The sequence below is a fragment of the Sphingobium sp. B2D3C genome, assembly GCF_025961835.1.
GTDB lineage: Bacteria > Pseudomonadota > Alphaproteobacteria > Sphingomonadales > Sphingomonadaceae > Sphingobium.
This window is the reverse complement of sequence record NZ_JAOQOK010000001.1, coordinates 2,719,865-2,741,996: the sequence shown is the minus strand read 5'-3', so window position 1 is coordinate 2,741,996 and position 22,132 is coordinate 2,719,865. Positions and strand designations below refer to the sequence as shown.

The window sequence follows — 22,132 nt, the reverse complement described above, 5'->3', positions numbered from 1 at the left end:
CGCGCCGCCGTTCCACTGTCATTCATCGACTCGTCGTGTCCACTTTTCGACTCATCGCAGGGCTTGGCGCCGCGATTCGCTTGCGGAGGGGCGCTCTGGTAGCCGCCGTGGCACTTCAAACGATATAGAACAGAGCAATCCTTGTCCGCTGACAAAACCAATTCCGGGGGTGTGATCGCACGTCTGCTGTCTCTCGCGCCCGAGCGGGAGATTTTTCTCCGCACTGGCGGACGCGTGCGCTTCATCCGTATCTCCACGCGCTTCCAGATCGTCGCTGCCAGCGCGCTGGCAGTGCTGGCTTTGCTCTGGGCCGTCGGCACATTCGCGATCCTGTGGAATCAGGCCAGCCTGCTCCTTGAGCGCGGCCATGTCGCGCGGGATCGGGCCGAGGTTCTCTCCCAGCAGGCCAAGGTGAAGGCCTATCGCGAGTCGGTGAACGATATCGCTCAGGATATCGAGCAGCGGCAGAAGGCCCTCGATGAACTGCTGCGCTCCAGCCTCGGCACGGGGATCGAAGAGGGCGGCGCAGGTGCGCCCGCTGACGGTCCGGAGGTCAGCAAGCCGCTGAGCGCGGCCTCGCCCGAAGCCTCGCGATTGGAGGCGCTGCGGCGTCATCAGGAAGTGCTCGAGACGCGCCTGGCTGGCGCGGTCGAACATCGCCTTGCGGCGGTCGAAAAGGCGATCCGCAGTTTCGGCCTCGATCCGGCCCGCATGGCGGTGCGCGAGCGGGGGCAGGGCGGTCCCTTCATTCCCGTCGCCTCGATTGTCGCCGACCAGCCGGAGCTGCGGGATATCGCCCTGCTGCTGACCCGTCTCAACACCATGGAAGCTGCGCTGGCGGCGATCCCTTCCGGCAAGCCGACGGCCGCGCCGATGACCACCAGTTCTTATGGCTATCGGCGTGACCCCTTCAACGGCAGCCTCGCGTTCCATGGCGGCATCGATTTCCGGGGACGCATGGGTCAGCCCATCCTCGCCGCCGCGCCCGGCACGGTGACCTTCGTCGGCACCAAGCATGGCTATGGCAATGTCGTGGAAGTCGACCATGGCAAGGGCCTCTCGACGCTCTATGCGCACCTCTCCGGCTTCAATGCCAAGCCGGGCCAGAAGGTGGCACGCGGCACCCAGATCGCGCGCATGGGATCCACGGGCCGTTCGACCGGCACGCATTTGCATTTCGAAGTCCATGTCCATGGCGCGGCCGTCAATCCGCGTCCCTTTCTGGAGGCACGCAGGGATGTTCTCGAAGTCCAGCAAACGGCCAAGCGGCGCGTCGCCGACAGTGGCAACCGGGGCTAAGCACACGCCGTTCTCGATCCTCGGCAGCGATGTCAGGATCACGGGCAATCTGGAAGCCAGCGTGGATCTGCACATCGATGGCACCATCGAGGGCGACATTGCCTGCGCGGCTCTGGTGCAGGGCGCCGAAAGTCGCATCGCCGGCCATGTGAAGGCCAAGAGCGCCCGGATCGGCGGCCTGATCGAGGGATCGATCACGGCAGAGGAGCTGGTGGTGGAGGCGACTGCCCGGATCACCGGTGATGTGAGCTATGAGCGCATCACCATTGCCACCGGCGGCCAGATCGACGGGCGCATGACGCACAGCGGCCAGCCGACCGAACTCAAGCTGATCAAGAGCGATGTCGGGTAAGTGAGCCGGGAGGCCCGGGCTAACCCCTCCGATCAGCGCTCGCGTGTGGCGCTGAAACTGATGTCCGGGTTGCGCTCGGCCTGATAGCCCACATCCCAGGCCGATCTGGCGAGGAAGACGGGGTTCTCGTCGCGGTCCTTGGCCATGCTCGTCCGATTGATGCTGGCGAAGTCCTCCAGCTTCTTGGCCTCGCCGGTGAGCCAGCGGGCCGTGTCGAACGGCGCCGGTTCCAGCACTGCGCCGACCTTATATTCCGCCTCCAGCCGGCTGATCAGCACATCGAGCTGCAGCTGGCCGACGACGCCGATGATCCACTGGCTCCCGATCTCGGGATAGAAAACCTGGATCACGCCCTCTTCGGAGAGATCGTCCAGCGCCTTTCGCAATTGCTTTGTCTTGGTCGGATCCTTGAGCGCGATGCGGCGCAGGATTTCCGGCGCGAAATTGGGCAGGCCGGTGAAGCGCACATCGGCCTTCTCGCTCAGCGTATCGCCCACGCGAAGCGTTCCGTGGTTGGGGATGCCGATGATGTCACCCGGGAAAGCCTCGTCGGCGATCTCGCGGTCCTGCGCGAAGAACAGGATCGGCGAGTGGACGGCGATCGGCTTGCCGCTGCCCGAGGGCGTCAGCTTCATGCCGCGGCGGAACCTGCCCGAGCACAGGCGCATGAAGGCGATGCGGTCGCGGTGCTGCGGGTCCATATTGGCCTGCACCTTGAAGATGAAGCCGGTGACGTCGCCGCGCTCCGGCTCGACCGGCGTCGGCTCGGCCGGCTGGGTGCGCGGTGGCGGGGCGTGGGTGGCGAGCGCGTCGATCAGTTCGCCCACGCCAAAGCGCTTGAGGGCGGACCCGAAATAAACCGGCGTCAAGTCGCCATGGCGATAGGCGGCCAGATCGAACGCGGCATAGCCGGCCTGCGCCAGTTCGGCCTCTTCCCGCAGGCGCGCGAGACCTGCGGCGGAGAGGACGGTGGCGAGCTTCTCGTCATCCAGCCCCGTGAGCTGGGTGAAGCTGCCGTCGAACTCTTTGCTCGGGCCGACCGGCTGATAGAGCCGATTGGTGGCAAAATCGTAGATGCCTTCAAACTCGCCGCCCATGCCAACCGGCCAGCTCATCGGGCAGACATCCAGCGCCAGCGCGTCGGCTACTTCGTCCAGCAGGGAGAAGGTGTCGCGCCCTTCGCGGTCCACCTTGTTGACGAAGGTGATGATCGGCACGTTGCGGAGGCGGCAGACCTCGAAGAGCTTGCGCGTCTGCGGCTCGATGCCCTTGGCAGCGTCGATGACCATCACGGCGCTGTCGACGGCGGTCAGGGTGCGGTAGGTGTCTTCCGAGAAGTCCTCGTGTCCCGGCGTGTCGAGCAGGTTGAAAGTGATCACGCTGCCATCGGCCTGGGTGCGCTCGAAGGTCATGACTGAGCTGGTCACCGAGATGCCGCGCTGCTGCTCGATCTTCATCCAGTCCGAGCGCGCGCGACGATTGGCCCCGCGCGCCTTCACTTCGCCGGCGAGGTGAATGGCGCCGCCGGCGAGCAGCAGCTTTTCGGTGAGGGTCGTCTTGCCCGCGTCCGGGTGGGAGATGATCGCGAACGTGCGGCGGGAAGGGATCGTCATAGCAAGCGTCTTAATCCAGGGAGCGAGCGCGCCGGGCGTGGTCGGACCGGCGCAAATGTGGCGCTGCTATAGGAGCTGGGGCGGCGATCCTGCAAGGCACGGCTTTGCCCAGGGCGAGCGTGGCGTGGGGGGCATCGATAAGGCGCGCTCTCTTCCTGTCCGCGCACGGGGGCTGCGCAGGGGTTTCAAGCGCCGAGTGCACCAAAGGGGTTGACGTGCTGCCGGTAATCGATTGTATTGAAAGCCGGTTGATAGACGTAAATCGGGACGCCCCGCGTCGCCGATGACCGTAGCATTTCGGTAACACTTCACCATAAACTGGTCTGCGCGCGCATCGTGCGTTGGACATTGTCCTGCATTTCTCTATGCAATCGATTGCTCGATTTTGTTTTTTGCAGGAGATGGATGATGAAGCGGCTTCACGCCGGTGTTGCGGTTTTGGCACTGATGGCTGTCATGGGTGCAGCGCCAGTTCGCGCACAGCAGACCACCACAAACAGTGTTGATACCGCGCCTGACGAAATCATCGTCACCGCTCAGAAGTCCGGTGTACAGGCGCTGCAGGAAGTGCCGCTCGCCATCCAGGCGTTCAGCGGCGAAGACCTCAAGGAACGCAACATCAACAATATCGCGGACCTCGCCACGGCGATTCCGGGTATTTCCGAGAGCCAGCGCCAGTCGGTCGCCTCGCGCTCGTTCAGCATCCGCGGCGCCGGCGCCGGCGCTGCCAATGGCGACTCGGCTATCGGCTATTATGTCGACGACGTGCCGTTCGTTGTCACCAACTTCGGCATTGCGCCGCCGATCCGCTTCCTCGACCTCGACCGCGTCGAGGTTCTGCGCGGTCCGCAGGGCACGCTCTATGGCCAGGGTTCGGCCGGCGGTGTGTTCATCTTCCACACCCGCGATCCTGACCTGACCGAGATCAAGTTCGCTGCCGAGGCGCAGGCCTCGCAGACGCGCGGGGCCAGCGGCCTGAACTATGGCGTCGCGGGCGTCGTCTCCGTGCCGATCATCAAGGACGTGCTTGCTGTCCGCGTCAGCGGTGGCCACTCCTATAATCCGGGCTGGGCGGACGAATATTATGGTGCGTTCGACGGCACGCCGGATCGCAAGGGCGTGAACGAGGTGCGCGACGACGACATTCGCGTGGTCGCGCTGTTCCGTCCGGTCGACAACCTCAATATCCGCGCGCAGTACTGGCATTTCCGTCCGCGCCAGCAGTTTCTGGGCGGTCTCGCCTCGACCCAGCCGCCTTATTACGCGAACACGGCGGCGCAGCCGAGCTTCGGCAATGGCGACTTCAAGCTTTACAGCCTGTCGGCCGGCCTGGACTTCGATACCTTCTCGATCTCCAGCGCCACCACTTATCTCAAGGGCAATTTCGGCATTTACGTGCCGATCGCGCCGGCGGGTGCCTTCTCGAGCCAGTTCTTCCCGGACATGTTCAGCCAGGAAGTGCGGATCAACTCCACGACCGACGGCCCGTTCCACTGGCTGCTCGGCGGCGCCTATCAGGACGGCAGCGGCCCGCAGGAAAACTATCTGCGCATTCCCGTTGCGGGCATCGACACCAATGCCGACAACAACACCATCACCAAGAACTGGGCGGTGTATGGCGAACTGGGTTACGACCTGTTCGACGGCAAGCTGCGTCCCCGGGTTGGCCTGCGCTATTATCATGACAAGCGCACGTTCGAAGACGCCAACACGACGAACACGAACAAGAAGAACGTGACGACCTGGCGCGTCAATCTCTCCTATGTGCCCAATGATGATCTGACGGTGTTCGCCACGGCGGCGACCGGCTTCCGTCCGGGCATCGTGCAGTCGCAGATCCAGGCGGACCTGCTTGCGGACGTCGGCATCCCTGCCGGCACCCAGACCCGTCCCGAAAGCTCGACCAACTATGAGGCCGGCATCAAGTGGCGCTCGCCCGATCGCACGCTCAACGTCGGGTTGAACTTCTACGTCAACAAGCTCGAGGACATGCTGACGCCGACGCCGACGCTGGACGCGAACGTCTCTGGTTTCTCGAACTTCGGTGACGGCACCAGCAAGGGCGTCGATATCGAGATGCGCTGGCGGACGCCTGTGGACGGGCTGACGCTGAGCGCAGTCGCGAACATCAACCAGGGCAAGTATGACACGGTCGATCCCGCCGTGCAGGCGCGCCTGCCGTACCTGCGTCCCGGCACGCGGCTGGTCAACACGCTCGAGGAAAATGCCCGCGTGGATGCGACCTATGAGACATCGCTTGGCGGTGACCTTAACGGTCTGTTCAACGTCGCATGGACCTACAACGGCAACCGCCTGCAGACCAATGGCGAGTATGTGAAGGCCTATAGCGTATACAGCGCCAATATCGGCCTGCGGTACAAGGCCTATGATCTAACGCTGTTCGGCGAGAATCTCGGCGATTATGATGGTGCTGTGCTCACGCTCAACACCTCCAGCATCCGGGTGACGCCGCGCACGATCGGCCTGCGTCTGCGCGTCAACTATCAGTGATCCTGCCACGGGCGTGGTGACACGCCCGGCAGTCAGATGAAAAGGGCGGGCGCGGCGAAGGCTGCGCCCGCCTTGTTTTTGGGGCTATCCGCCGGCGGAGATTGTGCCCAGAGGCGGGAACCAGATGGCAGGGACCGCAATTCTGCAGGCACCGCAGCTGTTGCGGTCGGAGACACGGTCATCATGAACAGGCTCATCCGCGCCGCCCTTCTCAGCGCTGTCCTTGCGGCAGTTCCCGCCTTTGCGCAGGAGGAGCCCGAGAAGGAGGATAAGACAGCGCAAAAGGCCGGCGAGATCGTGACGCAGCCCGCGCGGGACGTGGGCATCGAGAAAACGAAAATCCCCGAGGTGCTGGCCCGCGCTGTCGAGCAGCCTTATGCGCCGGCCGGCAAGGGTTGCCGCGCGGTGATCGACCAGATCGCCGAGCTGAATGCGGTGCTGGGCTCCGACTTCGACGCCAACAGCAAGGCCAATGAGAACAAGTTCGGCAACCTCGCGGCCGCCGGTGGCGCGGCGATCGTCAATTCGATCATTCCGTTCCGGGGCCTCGTTCGAGAAGTGAGCGGCGCGGCAGGCGCCGAGCGTCGCCTGCAGGCTGCCGTCAACGGTGGCGTCGCGCGCCGGGGCTATCTGCGCGGGCTGGCGGTCAGCCGAGGCTGCAAGTTGCCGGCTCCGCCTGTGGCTGGGCCCGAGGAGGAGAAGCGGAAAGCGGACTGATCGCCCGCGTTTCCGCCGCTCCTTTGTTCTTATCCGCGCAGAGTCGCGCCCTGTTTGGTGGCTGCGGCCACCACGCGGTCGGCGATGGCCTTCAACTCTTCGTCCGTGAAGCTCTTTTCGCCGGGCTGCAGCGTGACTTCCACGGCGAGGCTCTTCTGCCCTTCCGGCACGCCCTGCCCGGCGAACAGATCGAACAGGCGCGCGTCGACGATGGCGTTCTTGTCCGCCCCCCGCACGGCGCGCACCAGCGCGTCGGCTTCCAGATTCACCGGCACGAGGAACGCGAAGTCGCGGGTAACGGCCTGCAAGGCCGGCGGCGCATAGGCCGTGCGCATGAATGTGGTCTTCTTGGGCACGGGAATCGCATCGAGCTGGATTTCCGCCGCCACGACGGTGCCATCGAGATCGAAGGCGCGAGCGAGGCGGGGGTGCAGCACGCCATAAGCGGCGAGCACATTTTTGGGTCCGAGGCGCAGCGTGCCGGATTGGCCGGGATGATAGGCATCGCCAGCCTCGCCCATCATCTGCAGGCGTCCGGCAGGCGCACCGGCGGCCGCCAGCAGTGCGATGACCTCCGCCTTGATGTCGAAGGCATCGAACGGGCGGGCCTTGCCGCCCTGCCAACCACGCGGGCTTTTTTCGCCGGCCATCAGGATGCCGAGGGTCAGCTTCTCGTCGCTGCTGCCATCATCGGCGCGGAAATAGCGCCGGCCGATCTCGAACAGGCGGATCGAGGAGGCCCCGCGATCGGCATTGCGTCGCGCGGCGGAGAGCAATCCGGCGAGCAGCGTCGGCCGCATCACCTTCATGTCTTCGCTGATCGGGTTGGCGAGCGTCCAGTCGCCGCCACCAAAGGGCGCGGCTTCACTTTCAGAAATGAACGACCAGTTGATCGCCTCGTTGAGGCCGCGCGCGGCAGCCGCGCGCCGGGCGCGCCGCTCGATAAGCTGCAGTGGCGTCGCGGTCGGGCGGGCGACGCCCGGCGTGCGGGGCAGGGGCACGGACGGGACGTTGTCCAACCCTTCGATCCGCACGACTTCCTCGACGATATCGGCGGTGCCGTGAATGTCGCGGCGCCATGTCGGGATGGTGATCCGCCAGTTGGCGCCGGCCTCCACGGTGAAGCCGAGCGCCGCGAGGATCGCCTGCTGGCGCTCCGCGCTCACCGTCATACCGGCCAGCGCATCGACCATGTCGGGCCGATAGCCCTCGATGACGCGCGGCTCTGCCGGCGGAGTGCCGGCGCGCGTCGCCTCGGTGGGCGTGCCGCCGCACAAGGCGAGGACCAGCCGCGTCGCGATGTCCAGCCCCTCATCCAGGAACGCCGGGTCCACACCGCGCTCGAAGCGCTGGCGGGCATCGGAGGTGAGGCTGAGCGCCTGACCGGTCCGCGCGATACTCTCGGGCGTGAAATAGGCGCATTCGATCAGCACATCGGTGGTGCTCTCCTGCGCGCCGCTATGCTCGCCGCCCATGATGCCGCCGATATCGTGAACAGCGGAGGCATCCGCGATCACCGTCATGCCCTCGGCCAGCGTATAGGTCTTGCCGTTCAGCGCCAGCACCTGCTCGCCGGCCTTCGCCTTGCGGGCGACGAGGCCGCCATCGAGGCGGGCCATGTCATAGACATGCAGCGGGCGGCCAAGGCCGATCATGACGAAGTTTGTGATGTCCACCAGCGCGCTGATGGGTTTCTGGCCGATGGCCTTGAGGCGTCGCTGCAGCCATTCCGGCGAGGCGCCGTTGTGCACGCCGCGCACGGCGCGGGCATAGAAAGCCGGGCAGCCATCGGCATCGTCCGTGCGCACGTCCGGGCCTGCGCCCTGCGCGTCGATCGCCGGGAGCTGTCCGATGATGTCATCGAGCGGCCGCAGCGTGCCGAGGCCCTTGGCAGCGAGATCGCGCGCGATGCCGCGCACGCCCATGCAATCCTGCCGGTTGGGCGTGACCGAGACCTCGATGACCGGATCGTCAAGCTGCGCATAATCGGCAAAGCGCGTGCCGATGGGCGCGTCCGCAGGCAGCTCGATGATGCCCTCATGATCTTCGCCCAGCTCCAGCTCGCGCGTGGAGCACATCATGCCGTTGGATTCGACGCCGCGAATGGCCGCGACCCGCAGCACCATGCCATTGGCCGGCACCGTGGCGCCGGGCAGGCCGAACACGCCGACCAGACCGGCGCGGGCATTGGGGGCGCCGCAGACGACCTGCAGCGGACCATCGCCGACATCGACGCTCAGCACCTGCAGCTTGTCGGCCTGCGGATGCGGCGCGGCCGTGAGCACTTTGGCGACGCGGAAGCCATCGAGCTTCTCCGCGGGGTTCTCGACGCCCTCGACCTCAAGGCCGATGTCATTGAGCGCGCGCAGAATCTTTTCCAGCGAGGCGCTGGTGTCGAGATGGTCCTTGAGCCAGGAGAGGGTGAACTTCATGCGCGGGCTCCGGTATTGCCGGTAAGATCAAACCCGTGCTCCTGCGAAGGCAGGAGCCCAGGGCGGTGAAGGACGGCGGCTGCGCCCTGGGTTCCTGCTTTCGCAGTAACACGAACTCGCAAGAAATGGCTCATGCGCCCACTCCTCCGCTCAGCGTAGGCACATCCAGCGCGGAGAAGCCGTAATGGCGCAACCAGCGCAGATCGCCGTCGAAGAAGGCGCGGAGGTCGTTCATGCCATATTTGAGCATGGCGAGCCGGTCGACGCCGGTGCCGAAGGCAAAGCCCTGCCACTCAGCGGGATCCAGCCCGCAATTGCGGATGACATTGGGGTGGACCATGCCGCTGCCGAGCACTTCCATCCAGCCGCCATTTTCCGCATCGCCGCTGCCGCCGATGACGCGCTGGCCCTTCTCGATGGTGTAGCCCACGTCCACTTCCACCGAAGGCTCGGTGAAGGGGAAGTAGCTGGGGCGCAGGCGCAGGACGATGTCCTCACGCTCGAAGAACGCCTTGAGGAAGGTCTCCAGCGTCCATTTGAGGTGCCCGAGGTGAATACCCTTGTCGATCACCAGACCCTCGATCTGGTGGAACATCGGCGTGTGGGTCGCGTCGCTGTCCGAGCGGTAGACGCGGCCAGGCGCGATGATGCGGATCGGCGGCGGCGTGCTCGTCATGGTGCGGATCTGCACCGGCGAGGTGTGGGTGCGCAGCAACATCGCGGCCAGATTGCCGTCTCCGCCGGTCGCGCGCGCATTGTCGCCGAAGTAGAAGGTGTCGTGCATGGCGCGGGCGGGGTGCGTCTCGGGGATGTTGAGCGCGGTGAAGTTGCGCCAGTCATCCTCGATCTCCGGGCCGGTAGCGACCGCGAAGCCCAGGTCGGCGAAGATCTCGGCCAGCTCGTCCATCACCTGGCTGACGGGATGAATGCTGCCCGGCGGCGGCAGGTCCACCGGCAGCGTCATGTCCAGCGTCTCGGAGGCGAGGCGGGCATCGAGCGCTGCCGTTTCAAGCGCGGTCTTGCGGGCGGCTATAGCGCTCGTCACGCTTTCGCGCAGGTCGTGGATCGCGGGGCCTTGCTGCTGGCGCTCTTCCGGGCTCATCCGCCCCAATGTCTTGAGCAGGGCGGTGATGGCGCCGCTCTTGCCCAGCGCGCTGACGCGCAGCGCTTCCACGGCATCGAGGGTGTCGGCGGCGGCGATGTCGGCGATGAGGCCGTCCTTGAGGGATGTGACGTCGGTCATGGCCGCGTCCGCTAGCCTAATTCACCGCAAACGAAAAGGGCGCCGGCACGCCGACGCCCTTTCCTTTGATGGTTGCGACCCGGTTTCGATCAGGAGAACTGAACGACCGACTGACGACGACGCAGCGTGCTGCCGATCAGCGCGAAACCGCCGAGCATCAGCGCCCAGGTCGTCGGCTCGGGTACCGGCACTGCGCTCATCGCGGTAACCGTCACGCCATCCAGCGCCGGGCCGGTCCAGGGCGAGTCGGTCATCGACGCAAAGCTGAGCGTCGTGAGGTTGCCCGAGGCCGTGAAGGTGTAGGTGTAGTTCGTCCAGCCCATATTGGTCTTCGAGAAGCCGGTATTGTCGAAGCTGAACAGCTGGCCGTCATTGCCTGTCGCGGCGACTTCCAACGTCTTGACCGCCGGCCCACCTTCGGGATTGCCGGCCATCAGGAAGTCGACATTGTAGGTCATGCCTTCGATGGTATCGAACGTCTGTGCGATCGCGCCCTGGGCGCTGCCGTTCAGATCGATACTGCGGCTGCCGCTGCCCGACTGCCAATAGCCGCCGATCAGCTCCACATTGCCGGAGGTGATGGTCCAACCCGTCAGGGCCGTGCTGTCGGTGCCCAGGCGGAGGAAATAGGTGCCTGGATCGTTACCGGTCTCGAAATCGCCGTTGATGAACGTTGCTGCCTGCGCAGCGGACGGGAGGGCGAGCGTCGCCGCGACCCCCAATAGCAGTCCCTTCATTTGGTTCTCCACTTATAGTCCCACGCACTCGCAATGCTGCAGTGCGGAAAAGGTTTCCGAAGCGTTAACCAAAATCCAGAGAGTCCCGAAATGATACAAAAAGGGCGCCGGAAGCATCCGACGCCCTCTTTGGGATGATTGTGCAGATGCTCAGGCTGCGGGCAGGGCCGCGCGCGCCTGGGCAATGATGCCCTTGAACACATCGCCTTCATGCATGGCGATGTCGGCCAGAACCTTCCGGTCCAGTTCGACGCCCGCCAGCTTGAGGCCGTGCATGAACTGGCCATAGGTCAGGCCTTCCATGCGGACAGCTGCGTTGATGCGCTGGATCCACAGGGCGCGGAAGCTCCGCTTCTTCACCTTGCGGTCGCGATATGCGTACTGGCCAGCCTTTTCGACAGCCTGACGCGCGATGCGGATCGTGTTCTTGCGACGGCCATAATAGCCCTTCGCCTGATCCAAAATCCTCTTGTGCTTCGCCTTGGTGGTTACACCGCGTTTGACACGTGCCATGTCGCCTGCTCCTTACTTGAGGCCGTAGGGCGCCCAGAGGCGCACGTGAGCGACATCCGCGTCGGAGAGAACTTCCGTACCGCGATTCTGGCGAATATACTTCGCGTTGTGGCTGATCAGGCGGTGGCGCTTGCCGGCGACACCATGCTTGACCTTGCCGGTGGCGGTGAATTTGAAGCGCTTCTTCACACCGCTCTTGGTCTTGAGCTTGGGCATTTTCGTCTCCTTTGTCTTAGCGCAAGCACCCCGGAGGATGCTCGCAGACGATTACGGACGAACACGGCAGCCCTTACTGGCCGGCCCGTCCTTGCGGTCTTCCATAGGACATGGAAGCGCGGGCGTATAAGCGCGGCCGCGCGCCGACGCAAGCCCCTTAGGTGCGGGCCGGATTTGACGCCGGTCAACGACTCCTCGCCCCCATCGCATTAATATGGCACCAGTTTCGCACGATCCCGATGCGGTGAACAAGGAGGCTGCCATGAAGACGGTGATGGTTCTGATCCATGATGACCCGAGTCAGGAAGCGCGCCTGCAAACCGCGCTCGACATTGTGCGCGCGGTGGAGGGGCATCTGCTCTGTCTCGATGTCGTCCAGATTCCCATGATCGCCGACGGTTTTGGCGCGGGCGGCGGCACCGGCGTGCTGATGATGGATGAGCGCGACCGGGAGGACAAGAATATCGAGGCGCTCGAGCCCCGGCTCGCCAATGAAGGGGTGAGCTATGAGTGGGCGCGGGTGCAGAGCCAGTCCGAGGAGGGCATTACGGACAATGTCCGGCTGGTCGACATGATCGTCGTGGGCAAGCAGGCCTTCGGCGCGGTGAACGAGACCGGCGACACGGCCTCCCGTCTCGCGGCGCTGACCTCCGCCCCGGTCCTGCTGGTGCCGACGGAGCAGAAGCGCCTGGATCTCTTCGGCAAGGCGCTGGTCGCCTGGGATGGATCACGCGCGGCCGATGCCGCGCTGCGGGCGGCCATCCCGCTGCTGCGCATGGCCAGCGAGGTCGAGGTGGTGACGATCGGGGAAGGGGAAGGCGACCCGGACGAGGCGGCCGCCTATCTTGACCGGCATGGCTGCAAGGTCGTCAGCCGGCGCCTGCCCAAGGCTGGCGCGGTGAGCGACCAACTGATCGAGGCCATGCGGTCCTCCGGCGCGAGCTGGGCGGTGATGGGCTGCTATGGCCGCAGCCGCCTGCGCGAGCAGCTGTTCGGCGGCACGACACGGACGCTGCTGGCCAAGGCGCCGATCCCGATCCTGCTTTCTCACTGAGGCGCCACCGAGGCGCGCATCCCGCAATGGGGCGCGCCTCAGTTGGCCATGGCGAAGCTGTTGGTGTCGATCAGTTCGCCGGCCTGATTGCCGGCCGCTTCGATCAGCCGCCGTTCGAGCGTGGCGAGGCGGGTCTTGCTCTCCAGCTTTCCGCCCAGAAGATCGGTCAGATAGAAGGTATCGACGGCCCGCTCGCCGAAGGTGGCGACGTGGGCGCTGTGGACCATGGTCTTGGACTGGAACAGCGCGAAGGCGAGGCTGAGCAGCAGGGCAGGGCGGTCGCGCGCCATGACTTCCACCACCGTGAAGCGATTGGAGGCCTTGTTGTCGATCAGCACCTGCGGCACGATCTGGAAGGCTTCGGCGCGCCGACGGGCCAGCGGGCGCTCGTCCAGCTTGTGCATCAGCTTGTGGCGGTTGAGCAGCGCGTCCTCGATGTAGGTCTTCACGCGCTGCAACTGCTCGGGCGCATCGAAGCGGCCCCCGAGCGGGTCCTGCACCAGGAAGTTGTCCAGCGCCGTGCCATCCTTGAGGGTGTGGATGCGGGCATCGATGATGTTGCCGCCGGCCAGATGGATCGCCCCGGCGATCCGGTAGAACAGTCCGGGATGGTCCGAGGCATAGACGGTGACCAGCGTCGCGCCGCGCTCGGGATAGGAACGGGCATCGATGGAGAGATCGGACTGCCCGGCATCCAGCAGATGCCGCGCATTGCGCTCCAGAATGTCCTGCGATTCGGCGATCCAGTAGGATTGCGGGAAGCGCTTCACCAGCCTGTCGAAGGCCTTGTCGTCCAGCGCCAGGCTCGCGCGCAACGCGTCGCGCTTCTCCTCGATGCGCTCCTGACGGCCCCGCTGCTTGTGGCCGGGGCGGATGACCTCCTCGGCGGAGTCGTAAAGCTCGGCGAGGAGCTGGCGCTTCCAGCTGTTCCACACGCCCGGTCCGACCGCGCGGATGTCGACGATGGTCAGGATCACCAGCAGCCGCAGCCGCTCGGGGCTCTGCACCACTTCGGCGAAGTCGAGAATGGTCTTGAAGTCCGAAAGGTCGCGCTTGAACGCGGTTGCGGACATCAGCAGATGGTAGCGCACCAGCCAGGCGACGGTCTCCGTCTCGGCATCGCTGAGGCCCAGGCGCGGGCAGAGCTTGGTCGCCACCTCCGCGCCGAGAATACTGTGGTCGCCACCGCGCCCCTTGGCGATATCGTGCAGCAGCACCGCAACATAGAGCACGCGGCGGGAGATGATCTTCTCGATGATCGCGCTCGCCAGCGGATGATCGATCTTGAACTCGCCCTTTTCGATCTGGGAGAGCAGGCCGATGGCGCGGATGGTGTGCTCATCCACCGTATAATGGTGGTACATGTCGAACTGCATCTGCGCGACGACGCGGCCGAAGTCGGGCACGAAGCGCCCGAACACCCCGGCCTCGTTCATCCAGCGCAGCACCTTCTCCGGGTCGCGGGGCGAGGTAAGCACGTTCATGAACAGCGCATTGGCCTGCGGGTCTTCGCGCTCCTTGCGGGTAATCAGCACCGAATCGCGGTTGAGCGCGCGCATTGCATCCGGGTGGATCTCCAGCCCATGCTTGTCCGCCAGCGAGAAGATTTCGATCATCCGCACCGGCTGCTCGCGGAAGAAATCATCCTCGGGAATGGTGATGCGGCCCCGCTCCAGCACGAAGCCATCCAGCTTGCGCGGGCGGTTGAACATGGCCGGGATGTAGCGCCGGCCTCGGCTGGCCATCTTGTCATCGAGATGGGCGAGGAACACGCCGGTGAGGTCGCCCACCGTCTTGGCCATCAGGAAGTAGAGATGCATGAACCGCTCGACGGCGGACCGGCCGCGCTTGGGCGAGAAGCCCATGCGCTCGGCGACTTCGATCTGCAGATCGAAGGTCAGGCGGTCCTCAGCGCGACGGGAAATCTCGTGCATGTGGCAGCGCACGGCCCAGAGGAAATTCTCGGCCCGCTGGAACTGGGAAAGCTCGGCGCGGGTCAGCAGGCCCACATCCACCAGTTCCGCAACAGTGCGCACCCGGTTCACATATTTGCCGATCCAGAACAGCGTGTGCAGATCGCGCAGGCCGCCCTTGCCCTCCTTGATATTGGGCTCGACGACATAGCGGCTGTCGCCCATCTGCTTGTGCCTGGCATCCCGCTCCGCCAGCTTCTCGGTGACGAAGGTCTTGGCGGTGCCCTGCATCACATCCTTGTCGAAGCGGGCGACGCATTCGTCGTAAATGCCCCGGTCCCCCCACACGAAGCGCGATTCCAGCAGGGCGGTGCGGATGGTGAGGTCCGACTTCGCCATGCGCACCGTCTCGTCGATCGAGCGGCTGCTGTGGCCGACCTTGAGGCCCAGATCCCACAGCGCATAGAGCATGCTCTCGATGACCTGCTCGGTCCATTCGGTCGGCTTGTAGGGCGTGAGGAAGCCAATATCGACATCGCTATAGGGCGCCATTTCGCCACGCCCATAGCCGCCCACCGCGACCACCGTCAGCCGCTCGGACGCGGTGCGGTTGCTGATCGGGTAGAGATGCTTCACCGTCGCATCGAAGAGCAGGCGGATGATCTGGTCCATCAGGAAGGCCTGCGCTGTCACGGCATCGCGCCCGCGCGTCGGGTTGCGGGCAAGGCGGCGGGAGACTTCTTCCCGGCCGATAGCAAGCGCCTCGCGCAACGCCGCGACGATCACTTGCCGACGCGCAGCGGTATCGCTCAGTTCGGTTAGCTGGGCAGTGAGCGCATCGGCAATCTGGCGGCGATCGATGATCGCACGGCGGCCGGGCAGCGAATCGGGCACCTTGTTCATGGGTGCCATATAAGCGCGCTTTGCCGCAGTTGCAGGTGCAACCTCGGCATGGCGCGCAAATCGACGGGCTCAGGCGACAGGCGCCGTGGCGATCTGCTTCAGCTGATAGATGAGGTCGAGCGCCTCGCGCGGACTGAGTGTATCGGCGTCGATGGCGTCCAGCTGGTCGCGCAGTGGGTCGGTGGCGACCTCCGGCGCGGCGGACAGCGTGGCGGCGAACAGCGGCAGGTCATCGAGCCCCGCCGCGATGCCGCCGGTCTGCGCCTTGCCGGCCTCCAGCTTGCCGAGCACGGCCTTGGCGCGGGCCAGCACCGGGGCGGGCAAGCCCGCAAGCCGTGCCACCGCGATGCCGTAGCTGCGGTCGGCCGGGCCTTCGGACAGCTCGTGCATCAGCACCAGATCGCCATTCCATTCCCGCGCGCGAACATGGTGGAGCGAAAGGGCGCCGAGGCGCTCGGCCAGGCGCGTCAGCTCGTGATAATGGGTGGCGAACAGGCAGCGGCAGGCATTGCTGTCATGGATCGCTTCCACCACCGCCCAGGCGATGGCGAGGCCGTCATAAGTCGACGTGCCGCGCCCCACTTCATCGAGGATCACGAAGCTGCGCTCGGTCGCCTGCGCAAGGATCGCGGCGGTCTCGATCATCTCGACCATGAAGGTCGAACGCCCGCGCGCCAGATTGTCCGAGGCGCCGACGCGGCTGAACAGGCGGTCCACCAGCCCGAGGCGGGCGGCGCGGGCGGGCACGAAGCTGCCGGCCTGCGCGAGAATGACGATGAGCGCATTCTGGCGCAAGAAGGTCGATTTACCGCCCATATTGGGGCCGGTCACCAGCCACAGCCGATTGTCCGGCGTGAGCGTGCAGTCATTGGCGACGAAGCTGGTGCCGTCCTTCGCCAGCGCGGCCTCCACCACCGGATGGCGCCCGCCCTCAATGGCGATGCAGGGCTCTTCGGCGAAGACCGGTCGGCTCCAGCCGCCTTCGACAGCGCGCTCGGCAAGAGCCGCCGCCACGTCGATGCGGGCGAGCGCGTCCGCCGTGCGGGCGATGGCGGTGCGGCTGTCCATCACCAGCGTCACCAGTTCCTCGAAATGCGCCGCTTCGGCCGCCAGCGCATGGGCGCCGGCCTGCGTGACCCGGCTGGCCTGCTCGTGCAGGTCAACCGAGTTGAACCGCACGACTCCCGCCAGCGTCTGGCGATGGGTGAAGCCGCTGTCATTGGCCATCAACTGGTCGGCGTGACGGGCGGGCACCTCGACATGATAGCCGAGCACGCCATTGTGGCGGATCTTCAGCGCCGAGATGCCGGTCTGCTCGCGATAGCGCGCTTCTAGCGCGGCAATGGCGCGGCGTCCGTCGCCGGCCATGCGGCGCAGCTCGTCCAGGGCGGCATCATAGCCATCGGCGATGTAGCCGCCATGCGCCGCTTCCGTCGGCGGGGCGGGCACGAGGGCGCGCGCCAGTTGATCGACCAGCGCGCCATGACCATCGAGCGCCGGCAGCAGATCGTCGAGCAGGGGCGGTCGGTCGGGCAGCGCGCCCAGCCGCTCGCGCAGCGCGCGGCCGCCGTCGAGGCCATCGCGCAATTGCCCCAAATCGCGCGGGCTGCCCCGGCCGATGGCGACGCGGCCGAGTGCGCGGCTCAAATCCGGCAAGGCGCGCAGGCGGGTGCGGACCAGCTCGCGCAGCGGCCCGTCATCATGGAACCAGCGGACCAGATCGAGTCGCGCTTCCACCTTGGCGCGGTCCATCAAAGGCGCGGAGAGGTCCGCCGCGAGCAGTCGGGCGCCGGCGCCCGTCACGGTGCGGTCCACGGTGGCGAGCAGGCTGCCTGCCCGTTGCCCGCTGGCCGTCGTCACGATTTCCAGGCTCTCGCGCGTGGCCGGGTCGATGGCGAGATGATCCTGCGCGCCGGCCCGCACCGGCGCGGCGAGGAAGGGCATGCGCCCCTTGCCGACATGCTCCAGATAGCCGAGCAGGCCCCCGAGGGCGGACAGCTCAGCGCGTGAGAAGCTGCCGAAGCTCTCCACCGTCTTCACGCCGAAATGGCGGCAGATGTCCGCTTCCGCCCGCGCGCTGTCGAAGCCGCGATTCTCGAAGGGGAGGGCGCCGGTCAGCCGATCGGCGAGGCTCGGCCGCGCAATGACTTCGCTCGCGTTGATCCGGGCCAGTTCCGCCTCGATGCCGCCGGCGTCCACCGCCACCACGTCCAGCCGGCCGGTGGAGATGTCGGCGGCAGCGACGGCATAATGGCCGGCAGCTTCGCCCACGGCGGCGAGCAGATTGGCGCGGCGGCTGTCCAGCAGTGCATCCTCGGTCAGCGTGCCGGCGGTGACGAAGCGCACGATGGCACGGCCGACCAGCGCTTTCGATCCGCGCGCCTTGGCCTGCTCGGGCGTCTCGGTCTGCTCGGCAATGGCAACGCGCAGCCCGGCCTTGATGAGTCGCGCCAGATAGCCCTCGGCACTGTGCACCGGCACCCCGCACATCGGGATCGGCTCGCCCTCATGTTCACCGCGCGTAGTGAGCGCGATGTCGAGCACGGCGGCCGCGGTCCTGGCGTCCTCGAAGAACAGCTCGAAGAAGTCGCCCATGCGGTAGAACAGCAGGTCGCCCCCGGCTTCCGCCTTGAGCGCCAGATATTGCGCCATCATCGGCGTGGGGCCGCCGGATGCGGCGCTGGCTTTGGAGGATTTGGCTGGCAGACTGGTCACGCGGTTGCGTTAGCAGGGGCTTTCGGTCTCGAAAAGCCGGCGGTGGCGTTTCATCCACGGGGTTGTTCGTACCTCGCCTCTTGTGGAGCCGGGCGGAAAGTCGCTAGGGCGTTCCCAATTGCCGAGGAACCCTGCTGATGACCGATAAAGCCGCCATCGAATTCTCCGAGCGCGAGGCGCTGCTCTTTCATTCCTTCGGGCGGCCCGGCAAGATCGAGATCATCGCCTCCAAGCCGATGGCGACGCAGCGCGATCTGGCGCTGGCTTATTCGCCCGGCGTGGCGGTGCCCGTACAGGCCATCGCCGATGATGCCGCCAAGGCCTATGACTATACCGCCAAGGGCAATCTGGTCGCCGTCATCTCCAACGGCACGGCGATCCTCGGCATGGGAAATCTCGGCGCGCTCGCCTCCAAGCCGGTGATGGAAGGCAAGGCAGTGCTGTTCAAGCGCTTTGCCGATGTGGACGCCATCGACCTGGAGCTGAACACCGAAGACCCGCAGGCCTTCATCGATGCGGTGGCGCTGCTGGAGCCCAGCTTTGGCGGCATCAACCTTGAGGACATCAAGGCGCCCGAATGCTTCATGATCGAGGCGGCGCTCAAGGAGCGCATGAACATCCCGGTCATGCATGACGACCAGCATGGCACCGCGATCATCTGCGCCGCCGGCCTCATCAACGCCTGCTTCCTGACCGGGCGCGACATTCGCGAGACCAAGGTCGTCGTGAATGGTGCCGGCGCGGCGGCGATCGCCTGCACCGAACTGATCAAGGCGATGGGCGTGGCGCATGACAATGTGATCATGTGCGACCGCGAGGGCGTGATCTATCAGGGCCGCACCCATGGCATGGACCAGTTCAAGTCCGCCCATGCCGCCCGCACCGAGGCGCGGACCCTGCACGAGGCGCTGAAGGATGCCGATATCTTCCTCGGCCTCTCCGCCAAGGACGCGCTGAAGCCCGAATGGATCAACGAGATGAAGCCGCGGCCGATCCTCTTCGCCATGGCTAATCCCGATCCGGAGATCCTGCCGCCGGTGGCCAAGGCCGCGCGTCCGGATGCGATCATCGCCACCGGCCGCTCGGATTATCCCAATCAGGTCAACAACGTGCTGGGCTTCCCCTTCATCTTCCGCGGCGCGCTGGACGTGCGCGCGACGGCGATCAACGAGGCGATGAAGATCGCGGCGGCGCAGGCCATTGCCGAGCTCGCCCGCCAGCAGGTGCCCGAGGAAGTCGCTTTGGCCTATGGCACCAAGCACAGCTTCGGCGCCGATTACATCATTCCTGCCCCCTTCGATCCGCGCCTGATGGAGGTGGTGCCGGCGGCTGTGGCGCAGGCGGCGATGGAGTCGGGCGTCGCGCAGCGGCCTATCGAGGATATGGACGCCTATCGCCAGTCGCTGCGGGCGCGCCTTAATCCGACGACCTCGGTGCTCACCCTCGCTTATGAGGGCGCCAAGGCCAGCCCCAAGCGGGTCGTCTTTGCCGAGGCGGAAGAGGAAGTCGTGCTGCGCGCCGCGATCCAGTTCCGCGATGGCGGCTACGGCACCCCGGTGCTGGTCGGCCGGCAGGATGTCTATGATCGCCTGCGCGATCTTGGCGTGCGCGATCCGGAGAGCTACGAGCTATATAACAGCGTCAATTCGCCGCTCGTGCCGCGCATGGTCGACATGCTGTACGAGCGCCTGCAACGCCGCGGCTATCTCCGCCGCGATTGCGAGCGCATGGTCAACCGGGACCGCAACATCTTCGGCGCGCTGCTGCTGCAGATGGGTGAGGCGGACGCGATGATCACCGGCGTCACGCGCACCTATGCGCAGACGATGCGCGAACTGCGGCGCGTGCTCGACCCCGCCGAGGACCGCACGCTGTTCGGTATGCACATCCTCGTCGGGCGCAGCCACACCGTGTTCATGGCGGATACGACCGTTAACGAGCGGCCGAATTCCGCCGAGCTCGCCCATATCGCCATCGAATCCGCTGCGCTCGCCCGGCGCATGGGTCATGAGCCGCGCGTGGCTTTCCTCTCCTACTCCACCTTCGGCAATCCGCACGGCAACTGGCTCGATAATATTCGCGGCGCGGTCCAGATCCTCGACGGCATGGAGGTGGACTTCGAATATGAAGGCGAGATGGCGCCCGACGTGGCGCTCAACCGGCGCGTCATGGCCAATTATCCGTTCTGCCGCCTGTCCGGCCCGGCCAATGTGCTGATCATGCCCGGCCTGCAGTCGGCCAATCTCTCGGCAAAGCTGCTGCGGGAACTGGGCGGCGACTCGGTCATCGGGCCGGTGCTGCTCGGACTGAACCAGCCGGTGCAGGTGGCGACGATGGCCTCGACCGCGTCTGAGTTGGTGACGCTGGCCGTTCTGGCTGCTGGCGGAATCGCGCGCTGATCGTGATCGGGATCGGGTGAGCGCCGCCGGCTGAACCGGCCCCGCGGCGCTCCCTTCGCCTTACAGGCAGCGCTGGAAGGTCTGGGTGCGGCCCTTGATGGTGCCGTCGCGGAGCAGGATCGTGCCGTCCCGGCAGGATTTGCCATCTTGGACCACGGCGTCGCCGACCACCACGATGCCGTGATAGGAGCCGGCCATCCAGTTCTGCGCATCGCCGCTCCTGAGGGCGAGGCCCACAGCGCGATCGACGGCGGGGATCAGCAGGAAGTTGCCGGACTGGACGATCGCCTCATCCGGGGTCGCGCTCGGGAGCGTCGGCGCCCCATCGGACTTGGGCGCAATCGCCTGGCCCTGCGCGATCGGCACGGTGGCCTGTTTCGCCGGCGCAAAAGCGGGTGCTGTCGCGCGCTTTTCAATCACGGCGGAGAGAAACGGCGCGGGGCGTTCGGCGGGAATCAGGGTCGGCTGCTGGCCGGCGGGCGCTGCACCTTCGCTTTCGGTCGCGCGGGGCGCATGATCGATGATCGCGGCCGATACCGTCTCACCGCCCCAGATCGGCCCGCGTGCCGACCATAGCCAGCCGGCCAGGGCGATCACCAGCAATGAGATGCTGACCATGCCTGCCGCGATCAGGAGCTTTTGGGCAAGGCCGGGCCGGGCATCCACACCGCTTCGCGCGTGAAGCTGCTCGCTCGCGCGGTCGAAGCCGATCTCCAGAGACCCGATGGCGAATCGCCAGCGGCTCCGGCTGGCCTTGTAATGGCCGACTGTCTCAGTCCGTCGCGCGTAAGTCCGCTCGAGCGGCTGCAGATCGCCAATATGCTGCATGACCACGCTCCCGCTATACAACGATTTGAAGCGATGACGCGGTTAATGCAAGCTAAACCAGTCCGCCGGGCGCACGAACCGGCGCCGGATTACGACGGGCCTGCGGGGCTGAATTACTGAGACGGCCCTGCTGCTCCGGCCCCGCCGGCGCCAACCGCGCCGATATTGCCGAAGATTTCATCAAACAAGCTGCGCTTGCGGCCGAGCGTCGGCGTCGTGGCCCCGGTCGGCGAGATATTGGCGACCTGATCGAGTGTGGCGTTGCGATCGATCGTGGCGACATTGCCATTGGCATCGAACTGCACAGTCACCAGCGTCTGCGCGGTCGGGCGCGGCGAGGCGAAGGCCAGCGAGCGCGTGTCGCGCGCCACATAATACCAGCGCTCCGGGCCGAACTGGGAGACGAAGGTCGGGCGGCCCAGCGCGCCTTCGACTGACGCCTTGTTGTCCACGCCTGGCAGCACCGAACTCACGATCAGATCGTCGATCATGAAGCCCTGATGCGCGCGAATGCGGGTGCAGCCGCCCGCTAGCAGAAGGATGGCCGCTGCGCCCACGACCAGAAACGGCCGCCTCAAGCCACGCTGCATTCTCGTCTCCTGCCAATCATGCGGTCAAAAACCGGACATCCAATCAAAAAAGCGTCGCATCGCCTAACCCGCCCATTGCATTGCCAGCCGCCGCAAT

The 22,132-nt window shown here is 65.8% G+C and carries 16 protein-coding genes; 6 read left to right on the top strand and 10 right to left on the bottom strand.

The window, feature by feature from the left end; genetic code table 11:
* Positions 1 to 141: 141 nt before the first annotated feature.
* Entirely contained in the window at positions 142 to 1,299 is a 1,158-nt protein-coding gene (locus M2339_RS12585) for a M23 family metallopeptidase (RefSeq protein WP_264571391.1), read from the top strand.
* Complete coding sequence (locus M2339_RS12580; protein WP_264571390.1) at positions 1,238 to 1,651, top strand: bactofilin family protein; 414 nt, start codon at positions 1,238 to 1,240, stop codon at positions 1,649 to 1,651. Before M2339_RS12585 ends, M2339_RS12580 begins: the two co-directional genes overlap by 62 nt.
* Positions 1,652 to 1,683: 32 nt before the next feature.
* Here M2339_RS12580 and M2339_RS12575 read toward each other — a convergent pair whose 3' ends face one another.
* Positions 1,684 to 3,264, bottom strand: coding sequence for a peptide chain release factor 3 (locus M2339_RS12575; RefSeq protein WP_264586375.1), 1,581 nt, complete (start codon positions 3,262 to 3,264; stop codon positions 1,684 to 1,686).
* 408 nt (positions 3,265 to 3,672) lie between these two features.
* On the opposite strand from M2339_RS12575, the gene M2339_RS12570 reads away from it, so the two are divergent.
* Entirely contained in the window at positions 3,673 to 5,775 is a 2,103-nt protein-coding gene (locus M2339_RS12570; protein WP_264586376.1) for a TonB-dependent receptor, read from the top strand.
* Between the two features lie 183 nt (positions 5,776 to 5,958).
* Complete coding sequence (locus M2339_RS12565; RefSeq protein ID WP_264606374.1) at positions 5,959 to 6,492, top strand: hypothetical protein; 534 nt, start codon at positions 5,959 to 5,961, stop codon at positions 6,490 to 6,492.
* 29 nt (positions 6,493 to 6,521) lie between these two features.
* Here the strand turns inward: M2339_RS12565 and pheT are convergent, their stop codons facing one another.
* The 5 genes from pheT to rpmI form a co-directional block, all read right to left on the bottom strand.
* Positions 6,522 to 8,924, bottom strand: coding sequence for a phenylalanine--tRNA ligase subunit beta (pheT, locus tag M2339_RS12560; RefSeq protein WP_264586378.1), 2,403 nt, complete (start codon positions 8,922 to 8,924; stop codon positions 6,522 to 6,524).
* Positions 8,925 to 9,054: 130 nt separating this feature from the next.
* On the bottom strand, positions 9,055 to 10,167 hold the full coding sequence (gene pheS / locus M2339_RS12555) for a phenylalanine--tRNA ligase subunit alpha (RefSeq protein ID WP_181560728.1): 1,113 nt from the start codon (positions 10,165 to 10,167) through the stop codon (positions 9,055 to 9,057).
* A gap of 89 nt (positions 10,168 to 10,256) precedes the next feature.
* Complete coding sequence (locus tag M2339_RS12550) at positions 10,257 to 10,904, bottom strand: choice-of-anchor C family PEP-CTERM protein (protein ID WP_264571384.1); 648 nt, start codon at positions 10,902 to 10,904, stop codon at positions 10,257 to 10,259.
* A 150-nt stretch (positions 10,905 to 11,054) separates the two neighbouring features.
* On the bottom strand, positions 11,055 to 11,417 hold the full coding sequence (gene rplT / locus M2339_RS12545) for a 50S ribosomal protein L20 (RefSeq protein WP_181560727.1): 363 nt from the start codon (positions 11,415 to 11,417) through the stop codon (positions 11,055 to 11,057).
* A 12-nt stretch (positions 11,418 to 11,429) separates the two neighbouring features.
* Complete coding sequence (gene rpmI, locus M2339_RS12540; protein WP_014078133.1) at positions 11,430 to 11,633, bottom strand: 50S ribosomal protein L35; 204 nt, start codon at positions 11,631 to 11,633, stop codon at positions 11,430 to 11,432.
* A 214-nt stretch (positions 11,634 to 11,847) separates the two neighbouring features.
* Between rpmI and M2339_RS12535 the strand changes: the two genes are divergently transcribed.
* Complete coding sequence (locus M2339_RS12535) at positions 11,848 to 12,687, top strand: universal stress protein (RefSeq protein ID WP_264586379.1); 840 nt, start codon at positions 11,848 to 11,850, stop codon at positions 12,685 to 12,687.
* Between the two features lie 38 nt (positions 12,688 to 12,725).
* Here the strand turns inward: M2339_RS12535 and M2339_RS12530 are convergent, their stop codons facing one another.
* Both M2339_RS12530 and mutS read right to left on the bottom strand, forming a co-directional pair.
* The gene (locus M2339_RS12530; protein WP_264586380.1) at positions 12,726 to 15,512 is read right to left on the bottom strand and encodes a [protein-PII] uridylyltransferase; all 2,787 of its coding nucleotides are present in this window, start codon (positions 15,510 to 15,512) and stop codon (positions 12,726 to 12,728) included.
* A 60-nt stretch (positions 15,513 to 15,572) separates the two neighbouring features.
* The gene (gene mutS / locus M2339_RS12525; RefSeq protein WP_264588301.1) at positions 15,573 to 18,158 is read right to left on the bottom strand and encodes a DNA mismatch repair protein MutS; all 2,586 of its coding nucleotides are present in this window, start codon (positions 18,156 to 18,158) and stop codon (positions 15,573 to 15,575) included.
* Between the two features lie 197 nt (positions 18,159 to 18,355).
* Between mutS and M2339_RS12520 the strand changes: the two genes are divergently transcribed.
* Complete coding sequence (locus M2339_RS12520; RefSeq protein WP_181560724.1) at positions 18,356 to 20,617, top strand: NADP-dependent malic enzyme; 2,262 nt, start codon at positions 18,356 to 18,358, stop codon at positions 20,615 to 20,617.
* Between the two features lie 60 nt (positions 20,618 to 20,677).
* Here M2339_RS12520 and M2339_RS12515 read toward each other — a convergent pair whose 3' ends face one another.
* Both M2339_RS12515 and M2339_RS12510 read right to left on the bottom strand, forming a co-directional pair.
* Positions 20,678 to 21,445, bottom strand: coding sequence for a hypothetical protein (locus tag M2339_RS12515; protein ID WP_264586381.1), 768 nt, complete (start codon positions 21,443 to 21,445; stop codon positions 20,678 to 20,680).
* Between the two features lie 113 nt (positions 21,446 to 21,558).
* Positions 21,559 to 22,035 (bottom strand): outer membrane protein assembly factor BamE, encoded by a 477-nt coding sequence (locus tag M2339_RS12510; RefSeq protein ID WP_264586382.1) that lies wholly within the window; start codon positions 22,033 to 22,035, stop codon positions 21,559 to 21,561.
* Positions 22,036 to 22,132 lie beyond the last annotated feature (97 nt).